This is a genomic window from Roseburia sp. AM51-8 (assembly GCF_003478275.1).
Taxonomy (GTDB): domain Bacteria; phylum Bacillota; class Clostridia; order Lachnospirales; family Lachnospiraceae; genus Pararoseburia; species Pararoseburia lenta.
In genome coordinates, this window is sequence record NZ_QUEY01000007.1 from 61400 (window position 1) to 77807 (window position 16408).

Annotated in this window: 15 protein-coding genes and 3 pseudogenes; 1 reads left to right on the forward strand and 17 read right to left on the reverse strand. The window is 48.9% G+C overall.

Annotated elements, in window-relative coordinates:
• Window positions 1-13: 13 nt before the first annotated feature.
• The 14 genes and pseudogenes from DW996_RS12085 to DW996_RS12155 all read right to left on the reverse strand — a co-directional run bounded on the left by DW996_RS12085 (window position 14) and on the right by DW996_RS12155 (window position 10863).
• A complete protein-coding gene (locus DW996_RS12085; protein ID WP_118281891.1) occupies window positions 14-1066 on the reverse strand; it encodes a deoxyguanosinetriphosphate triphosphohydrolase in 1053 nt (350 codons plus the stop codon).
• 83 nt (window positions 1067-1149) lie between these two features.
• Entirely contained in the window at window positions 1150-1692 is a 543-nt protein-coding gene (locus DW996_RS12090) for a phosphohydrolase (RefSeq protein WP_118536000.1), read from the reverse strand.
• 158 nt (window positions 1693-1850) lie between these two features.
• Window positions 1851-2480, reverse strand: coding sequence for a Maf family protein (locus DW996_RS12095; protein WP_118536002.1), 630 nt, complete (start codon window positions 2478-2480; stop codon window positions 1851-1853).
• Window positions 2481-2547: 67 nt separating this feature from the next.
• Window positions 2548-2832 (reverse strand): MotA/TolQ/ExbB proton channel family protein, encoded by a 285-nt coding sequence (locus DW996_RS12100; protein ID WP_158575327.1) that lies wholly within the window; start codon window positions 2830-2832, stop codon window positions 2548-2550.
• A 13-nt stretch (window positions 2833-2845) separates the two neighbouring features.
• Window positions 2846-3346, reverse strand: coding sequence for a hypothetical protein (locus DW996_RS12105; protein ID WP_118536006.1), 501 nt, complete (start codon window positions 3344-3346; stop codon window positions 2846-2848).
• Window positions 3347-3442: 96 nt separating this feature from the next.
• On the reverse strand, window positions 3443-3922 hold the full coding sequence (locus tag DW996_RS12110) for a hypothetical protein (protein ID WP_118536008.1): 480 nt from the start codon (window positions 3920-3922) through the stop codon (window positions 3443-3445).
• A 90-nt stretch (window positions 3923-4012) separates the two neighbouring features.
• Window positions 4013-5634 (reverse strand): annotated as a pseudogene (locus DW996_RS12115) (recombinase family protein).
• Window positions 5635-5741: 107 nt separating this feature from the next.
• A complete protein-coding gene (locus tag DW996_RS12120) occupies window positions 5742-5927 on the reverse strand; it encodes a hypothetical protein (protein ID WP_004849804.1) in 186 nt (61 codons plus the stop codon).
• Window positions 5928-6197: 270 nt separating this feature from the next.
• Window positions 6198-7538, reverse strand: a complete 1341-nt coding sequence (locus tag DW996_RS12125) for a virulence-associated E family protein (RefSeq protein ID WP_118536010.1) — start codon at window positions 7536-7538, stop codon at window positions 6198-6200.
• A pseudogene (locus tag DW996_RS12130) lies at window positions 7423-8162 on the reverse strand (CHC2 zinc finger domain-containing protein). The gene DW996_RS12125 and the pseudogene DW996_RS12130 overlap by 116 nt, the downstream one beginning before the upstream one ends.
• A gap of 47 nt (window positions 8163-8209) precedes the next feature.
• Window positions 8210-9682, reverse strand: coding sequence for a MobQ family relaxase (gene mobQ / locus DW996_RS12135; RefSeq protein WP_074104019.1), 1473 nt, complete (start codon window positions 9680-9682; stop codon window positions 8210-8212).
• A 2-nt stretch (window positions 9683-9684) separates the two neighbouring features.
• Window positions 9685-10002: a DUF3847 domain-containing protein gene (locus DW996_RS12140; protein ID WP_008816380.1), complete on the reverse strand. Its 318-nt coding sequence runs from the start codon at window positions 10000-10002 to the stop codon at window positions 9685-9687.
• 285 nt (window positions 10003-10287) lie between these two features.
• Window positions 10288-10491 (reverse strand): hypothetical protein, encoded by a 204-nt coding sequence (locus tag DW996_RS12150; RefSeq protein ID WP_004614949.1) that lies wholly within the window; start codon window positions 10489-10491, stop codon window positions 10288-10290.
• Between the two features lie 147 nt (window positions 10492-10638).
• The gene (locus tag DW996_RS12155) at window positions 10639-10863 is read right to left on the reverse strand and encodes a helix-turn-helix domain-containing protein (RefSeq protein WP_005362423.1); all 225 of its coding nucleotides are present in this window, start codon (window positions 10861-10863) and stop codon (window positions 10639-10641) included.
• 302 nt (window positions 10864-11165) lie between these two features.
• Between DW996_RS12155 and DW996_RS12160 the strand changes: the two are divergent.
• Window positions 11166-12205 (forward strand): annotated as a pseudogene (locus tag DW996_RS12160) (hypothetical protein).
• A gap of 225 nt (window positions 12206-12430) precedes the next feature.
• Here the strand turns inward: DW996_RS12160 and DW996_RS12165 are convergent.
• The 3 genes from DW996_RS12165 to DW996_RS12175 all read right to left on the reverse strand — a co-directional run.
• A complete protein-coding gene (locus DW996_RS12165; RefSeq protein ID WP_110436900.1) occupies window positions 12431-14809 on the reverse strand; it encodes an ABC transporter permease in 2379 nt (792 codons plus the stop codon).
• A 14-nt stretch (window positions 14810-14823) separates the two neighbouring features.
• A complete protein-coding gene (locus DW996_RS12170) occupies window positions 14824-15489 on the reverse strand; it encodes an ABC transporter ATP-binding protein (RefSeq protein ID WP_005927557.1) in 666 nt (221 codons plus the stop codon).
• Window positions 15490-15710: 221 nt separating this feature from the next.
• Window positions 15711-16408, reverse strand: a 698-nt coding sequence (locus DW996_RS12175) for a sensor histidine kinase (RefSeq protein ID WP_147403558.1), incomplete at its 5' end; no start/stop codon positions are given.

Sequence of the window (16408 nt, forward strand, 5' to 3'; positions counted from 1 at the left end):
TGCCTCTTTTCCATTAGTATCCGTCTACTTGCCATGATAGCGGCATGAAAAATTCGTTGAACTTGGTAACGGCATACTGATCCGTCATACCGGCAATATAATCGCAGACCACACGGTCTTTTGCCTCATGCCCTTCCTCGATCATGCGCGTATATTTCATTGGCAGTTGGTCTATATGTTCCATGTAATATTCAAACAACTGGCTCAGCATACGCTGGGCTTTGACTTCCTCTGCCTTTGCGACCGGGTTCTGATATACATTGGAAAACATGAACTTGCGCAGATCGTACATTGCCTGTTCCATTTCCGCAGACATAGCGATCGGCTCTAAGTCATTGCGACATTCTTTGTCCATGATGTCAATGTTGTGCAGACTGCTCATGATCACATCATGAATCAGATTATCCAGTCGTTCTCTTGTCGTATGTCCTAGAGTATTGCGCAGTTCCTTTGGAATATCATCCTCGGTCAGGATCAATCCGCGAATAGCATCGTCAATATCATGGTTGATATAGGCGATCTTATCGGATAAACGGACGATCTTGCCCTCCGGTGTCGCCGGGATGGTGCTGGTCTGGTGATTGCGGATGCCGTCGCGCACTTCCCATGTGAGGTTGAGTCCCTCGCCGTCTTTTTCCAGATGCTCTACAATACGCACGCTCTGCTCGCTATGTACAAAACCGCCCTGACACAGTTCGTTGAGCGTCCGCTCTCCCGCGTGTCCAAACGGTGTGTGTCCCAGATCGTGTCCCAGTGCGATCGCCTCCACCAGATCTTCGTTTAAGCGGAGTGCCTTGCCGATAGTCCTGGCATTCTGCGATACCTCAAGCGTATGCGACATACGCGTGCGGTAATGGTCGCCCTTTGGGGTCAGAAAAACCTGAGTCTTATTTTTCAAACGACGGAAAGACTTGCAATGTAAGATTCGGTCGCGGTCTCTTTGAAAGACCGGACGAATGTCACACTGTGGTTCCTCCCGATCACGCCCCCTTGAATTTTCACTCAAGGTTGCATAAGGACTGAGTGTTTCACGCTCCATATCCTCAATGGTTTCTCTTATGGTCATAGTCATGTCCTTTCAAAAAATAAACACTCTCTTATTCTTTCTTACGCGCCAAAGGACATTTTCCTTTATTTTTTTGAGGGACACTACAGCAGGGCGCTGATCTTGTGGAACATCAAAAGAAAGTCTTCTTCTACATCTTCAAACGGCTTGGTACTAAAAGCCGGTCTGGTCAAGATCTCATGCTCCGGGATATCCAGTTCCTCATTCATAAAACATTTAAACTCATGGAAAAGCATGGCATCATCCACCGACTTGATCTGTGCCATTTCTTCCTCTGACGGACACTGCCCCAAAAACTTTTCAAAGATCATATTTTGCAGTTTTTCCTCTGCCACAAGATAGGCACTCATGTGCTGCTTGAGGGGTCTGGTGATGTCAGCCATATAAGCCTCACTGCCATCATGGAGCAGACAGCCCAAAACTACCCGCGCGCTGTAGCCGCGCTCCAACGCCTCATAAGCACATCCGACCGAGTGCTGTCCCACCGAATAGAACTGGCTGAAATGCCCATTGGCGCGTGTCATCAGAGAAAGCGCATGGGCGATGTCATTGATATCAATGTCCGCCATCTTAGGCTCCATAATGGTAAAATGTTTCTTTGTGTATGTTGTAATATAGTCCTGCATTGCTTATCCGTCCTCTTTTATACTGTGCCTTTCTTTTACACAAAAAAAGAAAAACCTCACCGCAATGTGTCAGATTTTTCTTCTTCGCGGCACTCTTCATTTTGAGATATATTCTATCATATATCCTATGTAAAAATGTGCCAAAATATCCTATAAAACTAATATGATTTTCGTTCCATCAAAAATGGCTTTAACTCATGATAGACTGACGCCACCGGCAGTCCCACAACATTATTGTAATCGCCTTCGATTCCTGTGATATATCTTGCAAATATGCCCTGTATGCCATAGGCTCCCGCCTTATCCAGCGGATCTTTTGTGGCAATATAATCCGCGATTTCCTGATCGGAGAGTTTGGCGACATGCACATCCGTGCACTCGTAAAAGGTCTTTTTCCCTTCTTTAGATAAGATCGTCACCCCGGTAAAGACCTGATGAACACGACCGGATAAAAGATGCAGCATACGCGCGGCATCCGCCTCGTCCTTTGGTTTGCCCAAAACAAAGAATTTTTCTTCCTGTCCTTGTTCCAACTGCTTGCTGTCAGCAGACTGGCGGACGCATACGATGGTGTCCGCTCCGATCACCACGGCGTCTTCTTTTTCTGCATCTGTCAAAGTATCCCAGACAGCCTGCGCCTTGATCTCGGATAATTCCTGTCCGATCTGCCCCGGCTGACTTGCCGTCGTGAACTCCTCGGCTCCACTGGTACGAACCTCAAACTCCAGTCCGATCTGTTCCAATAATTCTTTTCTTCTCGGCGATGCCGATGCTAAAATCAGTTTCATTGTCTATTTCCTATCCTTATTTTTCCTAATATAAGAATATCATAGCGGACAAGATGGCATTTTGCAATCATCCCATAGCCCCAGCTTCCTCCGCCTTGTCCATGACATCATTTTCCACAATGGCGGAAAGTTTTTCTTTGATGATGCGGGAGTTTTCCCCTGCCTGGATCGACAAGACGCCCTCGACTACCAGTTCCATGGAAAGTGCTTCTGCCGCTCCGCTCTTTTCCAGCTTGCGTGCAATGGGAATACAGATCCAGTTGGCAATGATGGAGCCATACAGGGTCGTGATCAGTGCCAGTGACATACCGGAACCGATTGCCGAAGAGTCCGATCCCATGGTCTTCATCATATTGATCAGCCTATCAGGGTGCCGACCATGCCCCATGCCGGAGCATAGGCGCCAAAATCCTCCCAGACTTCACACGTTTTTTGTTACATTCATAGGTGTGGGTCAGTTCCGCTTCCATAATATCTCTGACCAATTCCGGGTCGGAGCCATCCACGACCAGGCGAATACCTTTTTCCAGATAGGGATTGCCCAGATCATGCGTTGTCTCCTCTAATGCCAGCAGACCTTCTTTTCGCGCGGTATCGGACATTTGCAAGATCGTTTTTGTCAACTGCCCGGCATCTTCTTCCTTATTTTGAAATGCAACCAAGATACCTTTTGCCCCATAGGCAAAATCTTCAAAGGAATCAGCCGTCGTAAGCACCGCACACAAGGCGCCGCCCGCCGTCAAAATAAAGGATGGCAAGTGCAGATACTGCACGATCGTAGAAAGTCCACCGTTGGTTGCCACGCCAAAAATGATCGCCATAAAGCATAAGAAAAATCCCATCATTCCAGCCTTGTTCAGTTTCATCTTTTATCACTCCTCGTTTCCTTCGTTTGATAAAAGCATACTGAATAGGCACCGTAGAGAAAACCTACGAACCGTAGAATAACTCTACTCCTGACTCTACCGCATACGTTGTTCCAGCACGAACAGGACAAGATAGGCAATCAGCGCATATAGGACAGACAAGATACATACTGCCAGATTAGCTCCCAGTAAAGGGATGTTCTGCACGTTTCCGACAACGCAGACCACCGCCATCAGACTTTCGCATATGCCAACCGGGAGTACGATCTTTCGTAGAAAGGTATGACTTCTCTTTTTGTCCTTTTCCGGAAAGAGCGTCAGTGCCGTACAGATACAAGCCAGAACCAAAAGCGACGGCAGATCAAGATACCATGTCATATTGGATCCCGATACCGGAAAAAGTCCAGCCAAGCCCAATACCAATAAAATGCCGCCCAGGAGCAGAGACATTCTGTTTTGCTTTTTGGTCTCGTGATTCTCCTGCAAGAGATAAAGCATATTGTCCTCTGCTTTTGGGGGATATTCCTCCGGCGGAAGTTTTTGACCAGAAAGCAACTCGTTGATCGTAACATCCAAGGCTGTGCATATATTTTCCAGATAAGATACATCCGGTATGCCCTTGCCCGTCTCCCTTAATTAAAGATATTGTTGGGTAAAAAAGAAAGGTCAGTCGATTTTGCCGATGAAGCGGTAGTAGATTTCTACTTCCTGCTCACGGCTTCCGTCCTCGCCCTTGACAGCTTCGTGGACGGTTATTTTTTCAATTAGAGTGTTCAGAAGTTCGGCGGTCAGCTCCACAGGGTTGACATACTGTTTCATCAGGGCAATCCACTTTTCAGCATCCGCTGCGGTCTGTACGGCGGCTTCCATCGTTTCGTGAAGCTGTCTTATTTTTGTTTCAAGCTCCTTTTGCTCGTTCTGGTACTTCTCGGACAGCATATTGAAGTTATACTCGGTTATGCGTCCGGCAGACCAGTCCTCATACATTTTAGCAAACAGCCCGTCAACCTCGGCTTTACGCTTCTCTGCCTTTTTCAGCTCCGCAGCCTGCTTTTTCTTCGCAGAGTTTCTTTCCCTGTCGCTGGCATTGAGCAGGCGTTTCAGCAGCTTGTCCTCGTCTTTCTGTGCCAGCATAGACCAGTATTGCAGTCTTGCAAGCACATAGGCATACAGTACATCATAGCGGATATAGTGCATGGAACACTGGCGTAATCCCTGCCCGTTCTTGCTGCAATGGTAGTACCCGTATGGTTCTTATTCTGCTTGTTTTCCCCATAGGCTAAAGACCATCCGCAGTCTGCACATTTTATCAATCCTGCGAAAATCTGTGTCGTACCGTTTCTGCGTTTCCTGCGTCTGCTTGCAATCAGCTCCTGAACTTTTTGGAACACTTCTTCAGAAATGATGGCTTCGTGGGTATTTTCCACACGATACCATTCTTCCTGCGGCTTCCGCACCTTTTTCTTGTTCTTGAATGAAATGTTGCTCTGCTTGTTGTGAATGCTGTGACCGATGTAGGTTTCCTCTTTCAAAATGCTCTTGACCTGTGCTATCGTCCACGCATAGGCTTTTTCTGCGGGCGCACCGGCGTAGATATTGGCGAAAGTCCCGTATCTTTCATAGTTCAGCCAGCCGGGGGTAGGTACTTTTTCCTCCACCAGAATCCGTGTAATGCTGGCGGCTCCACGCCCGTGTACAGCAAGGTCAAAAATCTTCTCTACAATCCAGCGTGTTTCCGGGTCGATCAGAAGATGACCTTTTTTGTCCGGGTCTTTTACATAGCCCAGCGGTGCATAGGCTCCATAGTGTGCGCCATTGGCAAATCTTGTGTGCATGGCAGCCTTGACCTTTTTGCTGGTCTGTCGGGCGTGCATTTCATTCAGGATGTTTAAGAACGGTGCAAGCTCGCTTTCTCCGTTGATGGTGTCCACATTGTCATTGATGGCAATGTAGCGTACTCCCTTGCTGGGGAAATAGATTTCCGTGTACTGACCGGTCAGGATATAGTTTCTTCCCAGACGGGATAAGTCCTTTGTGACAACGCAGTTGATTTTCCCGTCTTCGATGTCATCAATCATCCTTTGGAAACTTGGACGCTCGAAATTTGTCCCGCTCCATCCGTCGTCAATGTACTCGTCTACAACGGTCAGCCCATGCTCTGCGGCATACTGTCTAAGCATCATGCGCTGGGTCTGGATACTGCCGCTTTCCCCCTGTAATTCATCGTCACGGCTCAATCTCAAATATAGTGCAGTGTTATAAATCGTTGTATTGTATGGTTGTTTCACGGTTAAAAATCCTCCTTCTAAAAGAAACAACCCACGCTTATACAATACTCGCTGGTACAAGTATATCATAAGCGTGGGCTGATTGACAGTCGTTATTCCGTATTTTTTCAGGAAGCGGCGGCAGCGTGCTGGATCACATCTTCCAGCAGGCTGTCAAGCGGCTTCCCATCCTGTGCGAAATGCTCCGATACCTTGATACGGACTTTCCCCATGACAAAATACTGGGTGCCGTCTTTTTCGGTAAGCAGGGTGCCGCTGTTTTTGTTATTGCTCTCGTTTTTGCTTTTTGCCATAGGCAGTTACCTCCATAAATGAAATATGCCCGACAAGGGAATGTCAGACAGGTGTACAGCCGCAGACTGTCTCCGTGTCAACCAAACCGTGTCAACCGGCAGAAAAGACTTTGAAAACAATCCATAGGCGCTCTATTATTACTTTTTACTTTTTCTTTGATTTCTTGGTTGACATGGTTGACAAAGGAGAGAAATGCCCCAAATATCAGGCTTTTCCCCGTCAACCGGCTGTCAACCAAAGCGTCAACCAAACTGTCAACCGGTGGCTTTTCAGAATGGAAGTTCCATTTGCCGGGCTTCTTCTTCCGTGATTTCCTGAAAACCGTCCCCCTCCGGCGGAGCTTGGTTGACACGCTCCCAGCCTTTTTGAGAACCGTATTTCTTATACCGCTTCGGGCTTTTGTAGGCTGCCCAGCCCTGTATGATGCCGCCCGCAATGCCGGTATTCATAATCTCGCAGATTGCCCGTGTCTCCCAGTCTGCCGGGGAATTTAAGTTCCCCAGCGCTTCCTCATAAAGCTGCTTGGAACATACCCTGTCGCCGGTGTAGTCCTCCAAATAGGCGTAGATCATGCCGGCCTGTGTGTCTTCCTGCATAAAGTCCTGCTGGTGGGCGTTCAGGTATCGGTTCATTTCCATGCTGAATGACAGCTTATACTTCCCACTGCGGTAAACCGTCATGGCTTCCGCCCACATCTGTTCGATATACGCCCTCGCCGCCGCTTCATCGTCCAGTATGTGAACCTCCGCCCGTTCCGGGTACACCGTCACGGGGAGAAAGCGCCGGTTGCCGGTGCGGTCACGGGGCAAAAAGTCCTGCCGGTTGGTCGTCCCTCCAAATACACATTGCCGCAGCCGGTCTGCCGGATGTGTCTCATACGGCACTTTGTAGGTTTCTTTCTGGCGGCTTAAGAATGACTTGATTTCCTCAATACTCTTGGCGTTGGCTGTGGCAATCATCTCCGACATCTCGATAATCCAATGCCCTTGCAGCTTGCGGTACACATTTTCATCGTCCAGCTTTTTCAAATCGTCTGAAAACCATTCGTCCCTGCCTGCCAGCAGCCGGAAAAAGGTAGATTTCCCGGCTCCCTGACCACCAACCAGACAGAGCATGACCTCAAACTTGCTCCCCGGTCTGAATACCCGCCGGATGGCTCCCATCAGGAACAGTTTCAAGGCTTCATAGGTGTATTCGTCCGTATCGGCTCCCAGAAAGTGATGCAGGGCGTAACGGATGCGCTCTGTGCCGTCCCATTGCAGGCTGTTCAGGTAATCCCTGACTGGATGGTAGCGGTTTTCATTGGCAACAATCTTGATGGCGCTCTGCACCTTTTTCTCGCTGGTAAGCCCATAATTTTCTTCCAGATACAAAAGCAGGTAGTTCATGTCCATGTCGGTCAGCGTGGTACTGGTGCGCTCCCAGCCCAGCGGCTTCACAATGTCAATCTGCTCCGTCAAAAGGTTCAGGCGCAGCGCCCCGCGAAACAGAGGGTCACGCTGGAACACCGTCAGGCAGTTTCGGATGCTGTTCTTCACGCCGCCTTTCTGCGTCCCCTCTAATGTTTCCCGGATTTCTGCCGGTGTCTGCGCCGGTTCCATTGTGTCCATCGTCCTTTTGACCGCTTCCTGCGTTTCCGGCGGCAAGCTCTGAAATTCGCTGTTCAAGCCGCAACACCTCCTTTCCCTGTGCGGCGATCAATGCCGCTTTTTCTTCTATTTCTCCGTATAACAAAATATCCAAAAGGTATTCTGTGTAGCTTATCCTCTGCAACGCTCCACAAAAAGAGGATGCCAGATGGCATCCTGCGGCTGTGGGGCGTGTGCTGTTTTCCAATGCTCCAGCAGGCGCAGATAATCGCATAGCACCCGGAAACAATACCGTTCCGTTTCCTGAAATCTCTGCTCCGCTGATTTTTGTCGGGGCTGTGACCTGTTGTGACGCTTCCTATCTGGCGGCGCATTGCCGGATTTCTCATAGGAAACGCCGAAGTCCTCCGCAAGCCTGACCGCAGCTTCCCGTTTCCCCAATCCATGCAGCAAAGCGGCAAAGTCGATCACATCCCCGGAAGCCCCGCAGCCGAAGCAGTAAAAGCGGCTGTCCACTTTCATGCTGGGCGTGCGGTCATTGTGGAATGGACAGCAGACCATGCCGTTTCTCCCCACCCGGATTCCATAGAATGAAGCAGCCTGCCGGGTGGTAACAGACTGTTTCACCGCTTCAAATACATTCAAATGCTCCCTCCATAAAAATACTGGTAGCGGTAAAGCTGCCGGTTATATCATAGCTCCATCTCATGTTTCTTTCTCTGTACTGCCTGTGGCTGCTCCCTCCGGCGCAGTGCGGTATCTACGGCGTTCTGCACCTGCCGTAGCCGTATGACTTCCTCCCGGAGTGGCTTGTGCTGCGGAGACAGTTCGGCATACTCTGTTTTTAACTGTGCGTATTCCTGTTTCCATGCTTTCAGGGCAATGGGTTTTCCGTCCAGTTTTTCTTTCAAAATACGGCGGGCGGCATAAAACAGCCGTAACTCCGCATCGTGGGATGTTTCAAATTTCTCCCTCTGTTTCTTAAACTTGATATTGTTCAATTCCGTATGAACAGGTTTTAGCCGCTGGTAATTCTCGCCCTCCCGTATCAATTCCTGCAATTCCTTTATCCGGGCAGATTTCTTTTTCATGGAGTCGCTTAACGCTTCAAATTCTTCGTTGACAGAGGAAAGACGCTCCTGCAAATCCTCTAATGTGAGCAGCTTGTTTTCCGTCAGATAATTGACGGCTTCGGCAAACTGCTTTAAGTTTCCGGTTCTGGCTTTATTGCTCCATGCCCCTGCGTTGCGCTGGTTGTAATAAGCGATCAACAGGTCGGCAAGGCTCGGTGTCTGCGGTTTGGAAAGTTCTTCTTTTACCTCTGCCATCCAGACAAACAGGGCTTTGATCTTCTTCCTCACATCCTGCATGAGCCGGTTGGTGGCTTTAATCCAGCGGTTCAGTTCCCCTTTCTCGGTGCGGATGCCCTTTGCTTCCATCTGCCGGACATTAGCTCCCTCGTGGACAGTAGGTATCAGGTCAAGCCCCTGCCGCACATAGGAACGGTGGTCGATACGCACATCCAGCCCTTTTTCCTCAAATTTTGTATTAACGGCAGCCGCCCACTGCTCCCGCCAGTGTTCCAGCGTTTCCGGCTCATGCCAGTCTGTTGTATGGACAGCGTTAAACATATAATCGCCGTTTTTATCCCGGATTCGGTTTCCATCTTCATCAAGAAGATATTCCCGACGCTGTTTTTGTCCCCATGTGCCATCCGGGTTCAAAGGGCGCATGGTTGTCATCACATGAAAATGCGGGTTAGGGATGCCGCCGTCCTCTTTCTCCGGGCTGTGAAAAGCAAGGTCGGCAATCATGCCTTTTGTCACAAACTGCTCCTGTACGAACTTCCTCGCCAGCTCCATGTTTTCTTCCAGCGTCAATTCATTCTGCATGGCAATATCAAAGGAATAGGCAAGCTGTGCTTTTGGATGTTTCTCGCAGTTCTCCACAGCATTCCAGAGGGTCGCCCGGTCAAGATATATTTCCGGCGCATGGGGCGGCAGCATGATTTCCGAAGCGATCACGCCGCCCTTTTTGGTGTAGTCGCTGACTTCTCCATAGTAGCTGCTGTAAAGACGCTCCCCGGCTCGATAGGCTGCGCTGGCAATGGCGCTCTGACCGGCGCTGCGCTTGATCTGTGCGATTGAAAAATGATAAAGTGCTATCCTTAGTCACCGCCTTTCTCCTGCCCGGAAATACGGGCGTGGTTCTCTGTGGCAGACCGGATGAAATGCTCCGCCTGCGGCAGATTCAAAATGCTTTCCATGAGGGAATAAAATTCCGCTTCGGATAGCTCCTTTGTCTGTGGTGCAATGCTCTCAATAGCTGCCCCACGGGTAATCAGCCGGTGCGTCCTCTGTTTCCGGGAACCGCTTTCCAGATACGCCTGCCGGTTTTTCAAACGCTGCATTTTCCGTTTTTCCTGTTCCAGCAGGACAGTGGTTTTTTCATATTCCTGCTTCAACTGTTCCAAAGATTTTTCCATGTTCTCACATCCTTTGCTGATAAGATAAAGAAAGACCATCCGCAGACAGTCCGTGTGTCAGTGCTTCTATAAAACCCGATGAAAAGGGAAAACCGCAGAGCGGATTTCTCTTTGCGGCGGGTACACAGGGGATAGCCGCTTTAGCGGCGCAAGGGGGTGTAGCCACCTTGTCGGAGCGAAGCGAACGCAGACCTCGGATTGCTGATTTTATCAGCGGCAGAGGTAGCTCCGCAGGACGCACGATACATGGTCTTTAGACTATGTATAGAAGTGCGCCCTTAGTTCCTAAGGGATTTTGCCGTTTCCGGCAGTCTTGTCCTTTTTCTTGGAACGCTTGGAAAGATACTTCGGGCAGTCAACCACAACCGCCCGGAAGCTCTGTTTACATTCGTGCTGGCATTTCCGGCACAGTTCGTTGTAAGTGATACGGCTGCGGTCATTTAAGAAGAAAGACCATTCCAACCGCCGCTTGTTACTCATTCTTGCCATAACCGGCTCCTTTCTCCGTTTCTATCTGATGTACGCAGATAGGCTGTTTTGATGTAGCGTCTCGGTATCATTTTTAAGTTTTTTTCCCTCTGTATGCCCCTTTGGAAAGTGCGGCAGTATTGCAAGTCAGGGAATGATACCTCACGCTTATTTGTCGCTTCCCGGTACGGTTTCGGAGCCTTTTGCCATCCATTCAAAGAAAGCAATTTTGCTGACCTTGATAAGTCTGCCCCTGCGGAACGCTGGAAAGCCGGGTGTGTGTACCAGCTCATAGGCGCTCGCTCTTGAAATTCCCATAATCCGCTGAATGTCCGCCACATCCAGAACCAGCGGTAAATCCTCGTAGCTGTTCAATCTCTTTTTATCGTTCATTCTGTTCCTCCCATAAATCAAATAGGTTAAAATGCTTCCTGTTGCCGTTCTCCCCAAAAGCCGTTTTCCTGCCCCATTCCTGCGGTGTTTCCCTGCATTGGTGCGCCGAATGCGTCACTTCTCCTGCCGGTCATATCCCTTTTGGACGGTCATTCACTTGTCAAGGTACTGTGCGGTACGAAATTACCAACCGCAATCATCATAGCGTACTATCCTTGACAAAACAATGATTCTGCGATACCATGAGTGTAACGGATATAACTGAATTATATAATTACCATAAACAAAGGCAGGGGATAGGGATGGAGAATCAGTTTATACGGCATGAGCCATGTTTTGAGAGGATTTTGTTTGTCCTGACGCTGGACAGGAAGAAAATGAAAGAGCGGATTTTGATTGGGGAAGAACAGCAGATCCGCTTCCGTCTGAACGGGAGCCAAAACGCAGAGGTGCTTTGTGATATGACACGCCCACTGGGAACTTTTTTGATAAACTTTGAGCGTGACACGGACAGAGACTGGAACTTATACGGGCTTTCTCCGCTGCGGCAAGCTCTCCACTCCAACCGATGGAAACAGCCGGAGCTGGAGCAGGCGGCAAGCGAATTTCTTTGGGAGAAATATCTTAGCAACGACCCTCTGAAAATGTATGTGGCGTTCCGTATCTGGAACAGCTATCTGCTTGCCAGAGAACCCCGTGACCGTAACGCTGCCTGTGACCGCTTCATGGATAAAATGAGCAGACTGACCGGGGTATTCCAAAACGAAACCATGAGCTTTGACAGGGAGACAGGAAAACCGAAACAATTTCAAGCTGGCAGCCTTTATTTCAAAGGCGCACCGTCAGAAGATACCCGGCTTGACCTCTGGTTCCCGGACAACCGGCGCACAGAAGAATGTGTGTCTGCCTATGCGTCCCTCTACCCGTTGATTACCTATTATCTGAACAGGCTGAATGACTGGGGGCTTTGCTTCCGGCGGTGCAAGGTCTGTGGAAAATATTTTCTGGCAAAGAGCCAGCGGTATGAGCTGTGCAGCGACAAGTGCCGAAAAGCACAGGCGCTTCAAAACAAGCGGGAATTTGACGAGAGGTCAAGAGAAAATAACTATGACCTGCTTTATAAAAATGAATGCCAGAACTGGCGCAACAAAATAAACCGGGTAAAAAATACCGCAGGCTTTCCGGCTGACCGTCTGGAAAAATACAGGCTTCCTTTTCCGACTTTAAGAAAGAAGCCTTACAGAGAAAAAAGGCTGTAAAAACAGGAACGGCCAGCCCGAAAGAATTTACGGACTGGCTGTATCAGCAGAGTAATGTAATTGTTGAGCTGACCGAGATATGAAAAACTTTCTATCGTCAATTTCGCATTATTGCAATAACAGATTGCTTCTTCCATGAATGGTAATATTATCATCAAACTTTTGGAAGAACTATAAATGTCCGAGGCGTCTTTGATTTCGACAGAAAAACAGGCTGAATTGTTACAAAGCTCGGACATTTCAAAAATTTCTTTGAGAAATGACGAAAAAAGCGGGGCAGCACACGCCGCCCCGCCGATCCCATACGGTTATTCCATTGCCCGCATTTGTTCAATCAGAGATTGTTTTTTCTGTCTGCGGATTGTCCATACAGACAAGATCAGCTCCATTCCGAACAATACCAGAATGAACAGCCCCATTTCCAAAACCGGGAATTGATAAGGCACTACATTTCCGGCAAAAGCACCTACACTCATTTTTCTGCAAGCAAAGATGGAAGCCGGAAGCCCAACGATCAGCGTTGCCAATGTTGCAAAGAGCGCATAGCACAGCCCCTCACAGATGTTCATTTTACATAGCTGTTTTTGTGTTAGGCCGATAGAACGCAGAATACTGTTTTCCTGCTTTCGGGCGATCTGGTTAGAGAGTGTCGTGTTAATCAGGTTGATAACGCCAAAGAGAAATACCAGCCATGACAGTACCTCCATACTGCCAAACGCAAAAGAATTTGTCATTTCTTCATATTCAATCACTGTATTGATTTCATCTAAGGCAATATTACTATGGCTGGCAACAATATTTTTCAATTCAGCTCCCACATAGTCCGTTTTTTTAGGGTCATTTACAATGCTCCATGAATAGTCAAAAGAGGTGATTTCCGGGTGCAGTTCGTGGAACAACGCTTCTGGTGCAAAAAGAGTTGCCCCATCTAAGTGCATCCTGCCATGTCCTGAATATACCTTTGCAGGAGCGTATAACCCCGATATGGTAACAGAAACGGATGGCTGTTCTTCTCCCAAAGAGATCTCAACCGTTGAACCAACACCCATATCCTCATTCTGCTTTAGCACATTATAGTCAATTACAATACTACGGGAATCTGTTGGCATGGTTCCCTCTGTCAGAGCCGCTTCAACTACCGCATAATTCTGGTCGGTCAGCATATCGCACATACCACCAGCTTGATGAATCTCTGTTTTATAAGTTGCATGGAGAGATTGCCTGCTTGGAATTATATCTGTAACGCCATCAATAGATAAGATTTCCTGCTTTAATTCCTCATTCAATGGATTTCCCGCTGCCATAACCTTTTCTTCTGTCATTTCAGAATCCAAATAAATTTTATAGTCGCCGTCTGGGAAAAACTGTCTTGCAAGCGCCTCTGGTGAGCGCAGCAAAACAATGGAGGATACCACAAGCAGGATAATTCCGCCCAAACTCAATGAGGCTACAATAGCAACGGTCTTTTTTCGGTCACGCCTAAAATTTGCAATTCCCATTGAAACAGGATTGAGCTTGATATTCTTTTTCCGGCTGCGGATGTCCTTTTGCGCCGGGGTAAAATGGACGGCTTCAATGGGGGAAATCCCTGCCGCAATTTTCACCGGCTTACGGATGGAAACAGATACCATGATCCAACTGCTTATAAGCGTTAAAATAACCGTTGCCACATAGGAAACAGCGTTAAAACCCTTGGAAAACAGGAGGAAACCGCCGCATACGCCCAGCACTGTGCCAATCAGAATCCCGATACTGCCGAGTTTGCGTCCCTCGTTCTTTACAATCCGCTTGATTTGCTTTGGTGTCGCACCAATCGTCCGAAGCTGCCCGTAGCTTTGGATTTTGTCATTGATGGAGATACGGAAGATACTCTGGATCACAATATAGCCACCAATCAGAACAAGGGCAATCACACCTGCCATCAGTGCAAAATCAAAGGATTTAGAAGCATAGGCAAAATACTTACTGTTCATTTTGGGCATAGGAAGCTGATATTCCTCTGCAATCTCCCTGCAATAAGAGGTCATCAGCTCCTCACCCAACTGATCGCTGTTTTTGAAATGGGCATAGGCGCGATAGCCAGCCGGGTCAAACCCATTCCATTCTGTTAGGGCAGCTTTGGAAAGAATGATCGCGCAGGTATTCGCTTCCTTTTCATTTACACTGTTCATAATGCCGGTAACGACATAATCACCATGAAAACTCTCGGTGTCTAAGGTCACAGTGTCCCCGATCTTGGCATTGTTTCCATAGGTGGAAAGAAAGTATTTGCTTACGACAATTTCATTTGCTTTTTCAGGAACCCGGCCCTCTAATAACTCCATCTGCGCCTTGGTAATCTCCATCATTTGTGTGTCACAATACACATAGGACGCATGATAGCCCTGTTCTGAAAGTTCCTCACCGAGCATATAGTAGCCGCCTACACGCTCAAACTCCGGCAGTCCTTTCAGGGTTTCAATGTCGTTTTCCTCCACGCCCAGCCAGACCGCCTCATAAGTATCGACAACCTGATTGCGCTGCATTTGTGTCAGGGAGGTAGACACAATTCCCGTAAAGCAGATTAGAAACGCCGCCAGTGCAACGGCAATCACCACCATCAGATTCCGGCGCTTCTCGCTTTGCAAACTTTTCTTTGCCAGCTTCTTTGTAATGGCGCTGGTATCATTCTCAAAAGGCCATGTCATAGCCTGCCACCTCCTTACTCCACAATCTTGCCGTCCTCAATGCGGACAATCCGATCTGCAAGGCGGGCAATGTCGTTGTTGTGGGTAATCATCACAACAGTTTGCCGGAACTCTGCACTGGTGCGCTTGATAAGCCCCAGCACCTCGGCGCTGGTCTTGCTATCAAGGTTGCCGGTTGGCTCGTCGGCCAGAACAATAGCCGGTTTGGTAATCAAGGCGCGGGCGATAGCCACACGCTGCTGCTGGCCGCCGGAAAGATTGTTCGGCATATTTTTCAGTTTATCTTCCAGCCCCAGCAGGTGAACGATCTCGTCCAAAAACTTCTGATCCACCGTGTCCCCGTCCAGCTCCACCGGCAGGACGATGTTCTCATACACATTCAGGATAGGAACAAGGTTATAGTTCTGGAAGATAAAGCCGATGTTGCGGCGGCGGAAGATGGTAAGCTGTTCGTCGTTCATTTTCGACAGCTCTTTGTCCCGGACAATCACATTGCCGGAAGTAGGGGTGTCCAGCCCGCCCATCATGTGAAGCAGGGTGGACTTGCCGCTGCCGGAGGTTCCCACAACGGCCACAAATTCGCCGTCATTTACAGAGAAGTTCACGCCGTCAAGGGCGCGGGTGATATTCGGCTCTGTACCGTAATACTTTTTCAGGTCGATAGTCTGTAAAATTCTCATACTCAAAACTCCTTTCAAGGCTTTCTGCCTGTTGATAAGGCTATTGTAAAACCCAAATGTCCGCGAAATGTTACAGCGGCCAAAAAATTTCATTGAAAATCGGGGGTGAAATGTTACAACGCTCGGACATTTCCGCCGAAAAACTGCCACTGGCAGCTTTATCGGCACACTGTTGCGAAAAGACTTACGGCGGGCAGCCGAGAATGACCGTCCGCCGCATTCTATTTTGTCGGCAGCATAATGGAAAATTCTGAACCCTTGCCCGGCTCCGAAACCACTTTGATATAGCCGCCTTGCCGCGTTACGATCTCGCGGGCCAGATACAGGCCAATGCCCACGCCCTGCTGTTCGTGTACTTCTTCCTCACGATAGAAGCGCCGGAAGATGGCAGCCTGATTGCTTTCGGAAATGCCCTTGCCGGTGTCGGTCACTTTGACCTCCACATACATTTCCCACAGCACCACTGACACGGCGATTTTCCCGCCTGCCGGGGTGTACTTCACTGCATTGTCCAGCAGGTTAAAGAGGGCTTCGGATGTCCACTTGCTGTCATGGAAAACGGTCAAATCCTCCGGGCAGTCCACGGACACAGCGATTTCCTTTTTCTCCGCTGCATACACAATCCCACTCATGGCCTGCGCCACGGTATCAAAGAGGCGACCCGGTTTCTTATCCAACTGGATCACGCCCGTTTCCAGCCGTGAGGTTTTCACAAGGGCCTGAAAGAGAAAGTCCAGCTTATCCGTCTGGCTGCGGATTCCCCGGATAAAGTCGGTGCGCTCCGCCTCGGTCATGGGCTTTTCCAGCAGGGTGTCCGTCGCCATTTTCAGATTGCTTACCGGCGTTTTCACCTGATGGGAAATATCCGATACAAGGGTCTGTAACTCCTGCCGTTCCTCGTCCACCCGGCGGCGGTTCT

Bases quoted from the DNA above. Each gene is read 5' to 3' on its own strand.
- DW996_RS12085 (WP_118281891.1), bottom strand. From the start codon at position 1,066: ATGACCATAAGAGAAACCATTGAGGATATGGAGCGTGAAACACTCAGT.
- DW996_RS12170 (WP_005927557.1), bottom strand. From the start codon at position 15,489: ATGAGAATTTTACAGACTATCGACCTGAAAAAGTATTACGGTACAGAG.
- DW996_RS12095 (WP_118536002.1), bottom strand. From the start codon at position 2,480: ATGAAACTGATTTTAGCATCGGCATCGCCGAGAAGAAAAGAATTATTG.
- DW996_RS12150 (WP_004614949.1), bottom strand. From the start codon at position 10,491: ATGGCAAGAATGAGTAACAAGCGGCGGTTGGAATGGTCTTTCTTCTTA.
- DW996_RS12155 (WP_005362423.1), bottom strand. From the start codon at position 10,863: ATGAACGATAAAAAGAGATTGAACAGCTACGAGGATTTACCGCTGGTT.
- DW996_RS12105 (WP_118536006.1), bottom strand. From the start codon at position 3,346: ATGAAACTGAACAAGGCTGGAATGATGGGATTTTTCTTATGCTTTATG.
- DW996_RS12165 (WP_110436900.1), bottom strand. From the start codon at position 14,809: ATGACATGGCCTTTTGAGAATGATACCAGCGCCATTACAAAGAAGCTG.
- DW996_RS12140 (WP_008816380.1), bottom strand. From the start codon at position 10,002: ATGGAAAAATCTTTGGAACAGTTGAAGCAGGAATATGAAAAAACCACT.
- DW996_RS12125 (WP_118536010.1), bottom strand. From the start codon at position 7,538: ATGGACACAATGGAACCGGCGCAGACACCGGCAGAAATCCGGGAAACA.
- DW996_RS12100 (WP_158575327.1), bottom strand. From the start codon at position 2,832: ATGATGAAGACCATGGGATCGGACTCTTCGGCAATCGGTTCCGGTATG.
- DW996_RS12090 (WP_118536000.1), bottom strand. From the start codon at position 1,692: ATGCAGGACTATATTACAACATACACAAAGAAACATTTTACCATTATG.
- DW996_RS12120 (WP_004849804.1), bottom strand. From the start codon at position 5,927: ATGGCAAAAAGCAAAAACGAGAGCAATAACAAAAACAGCGGCACCCTG.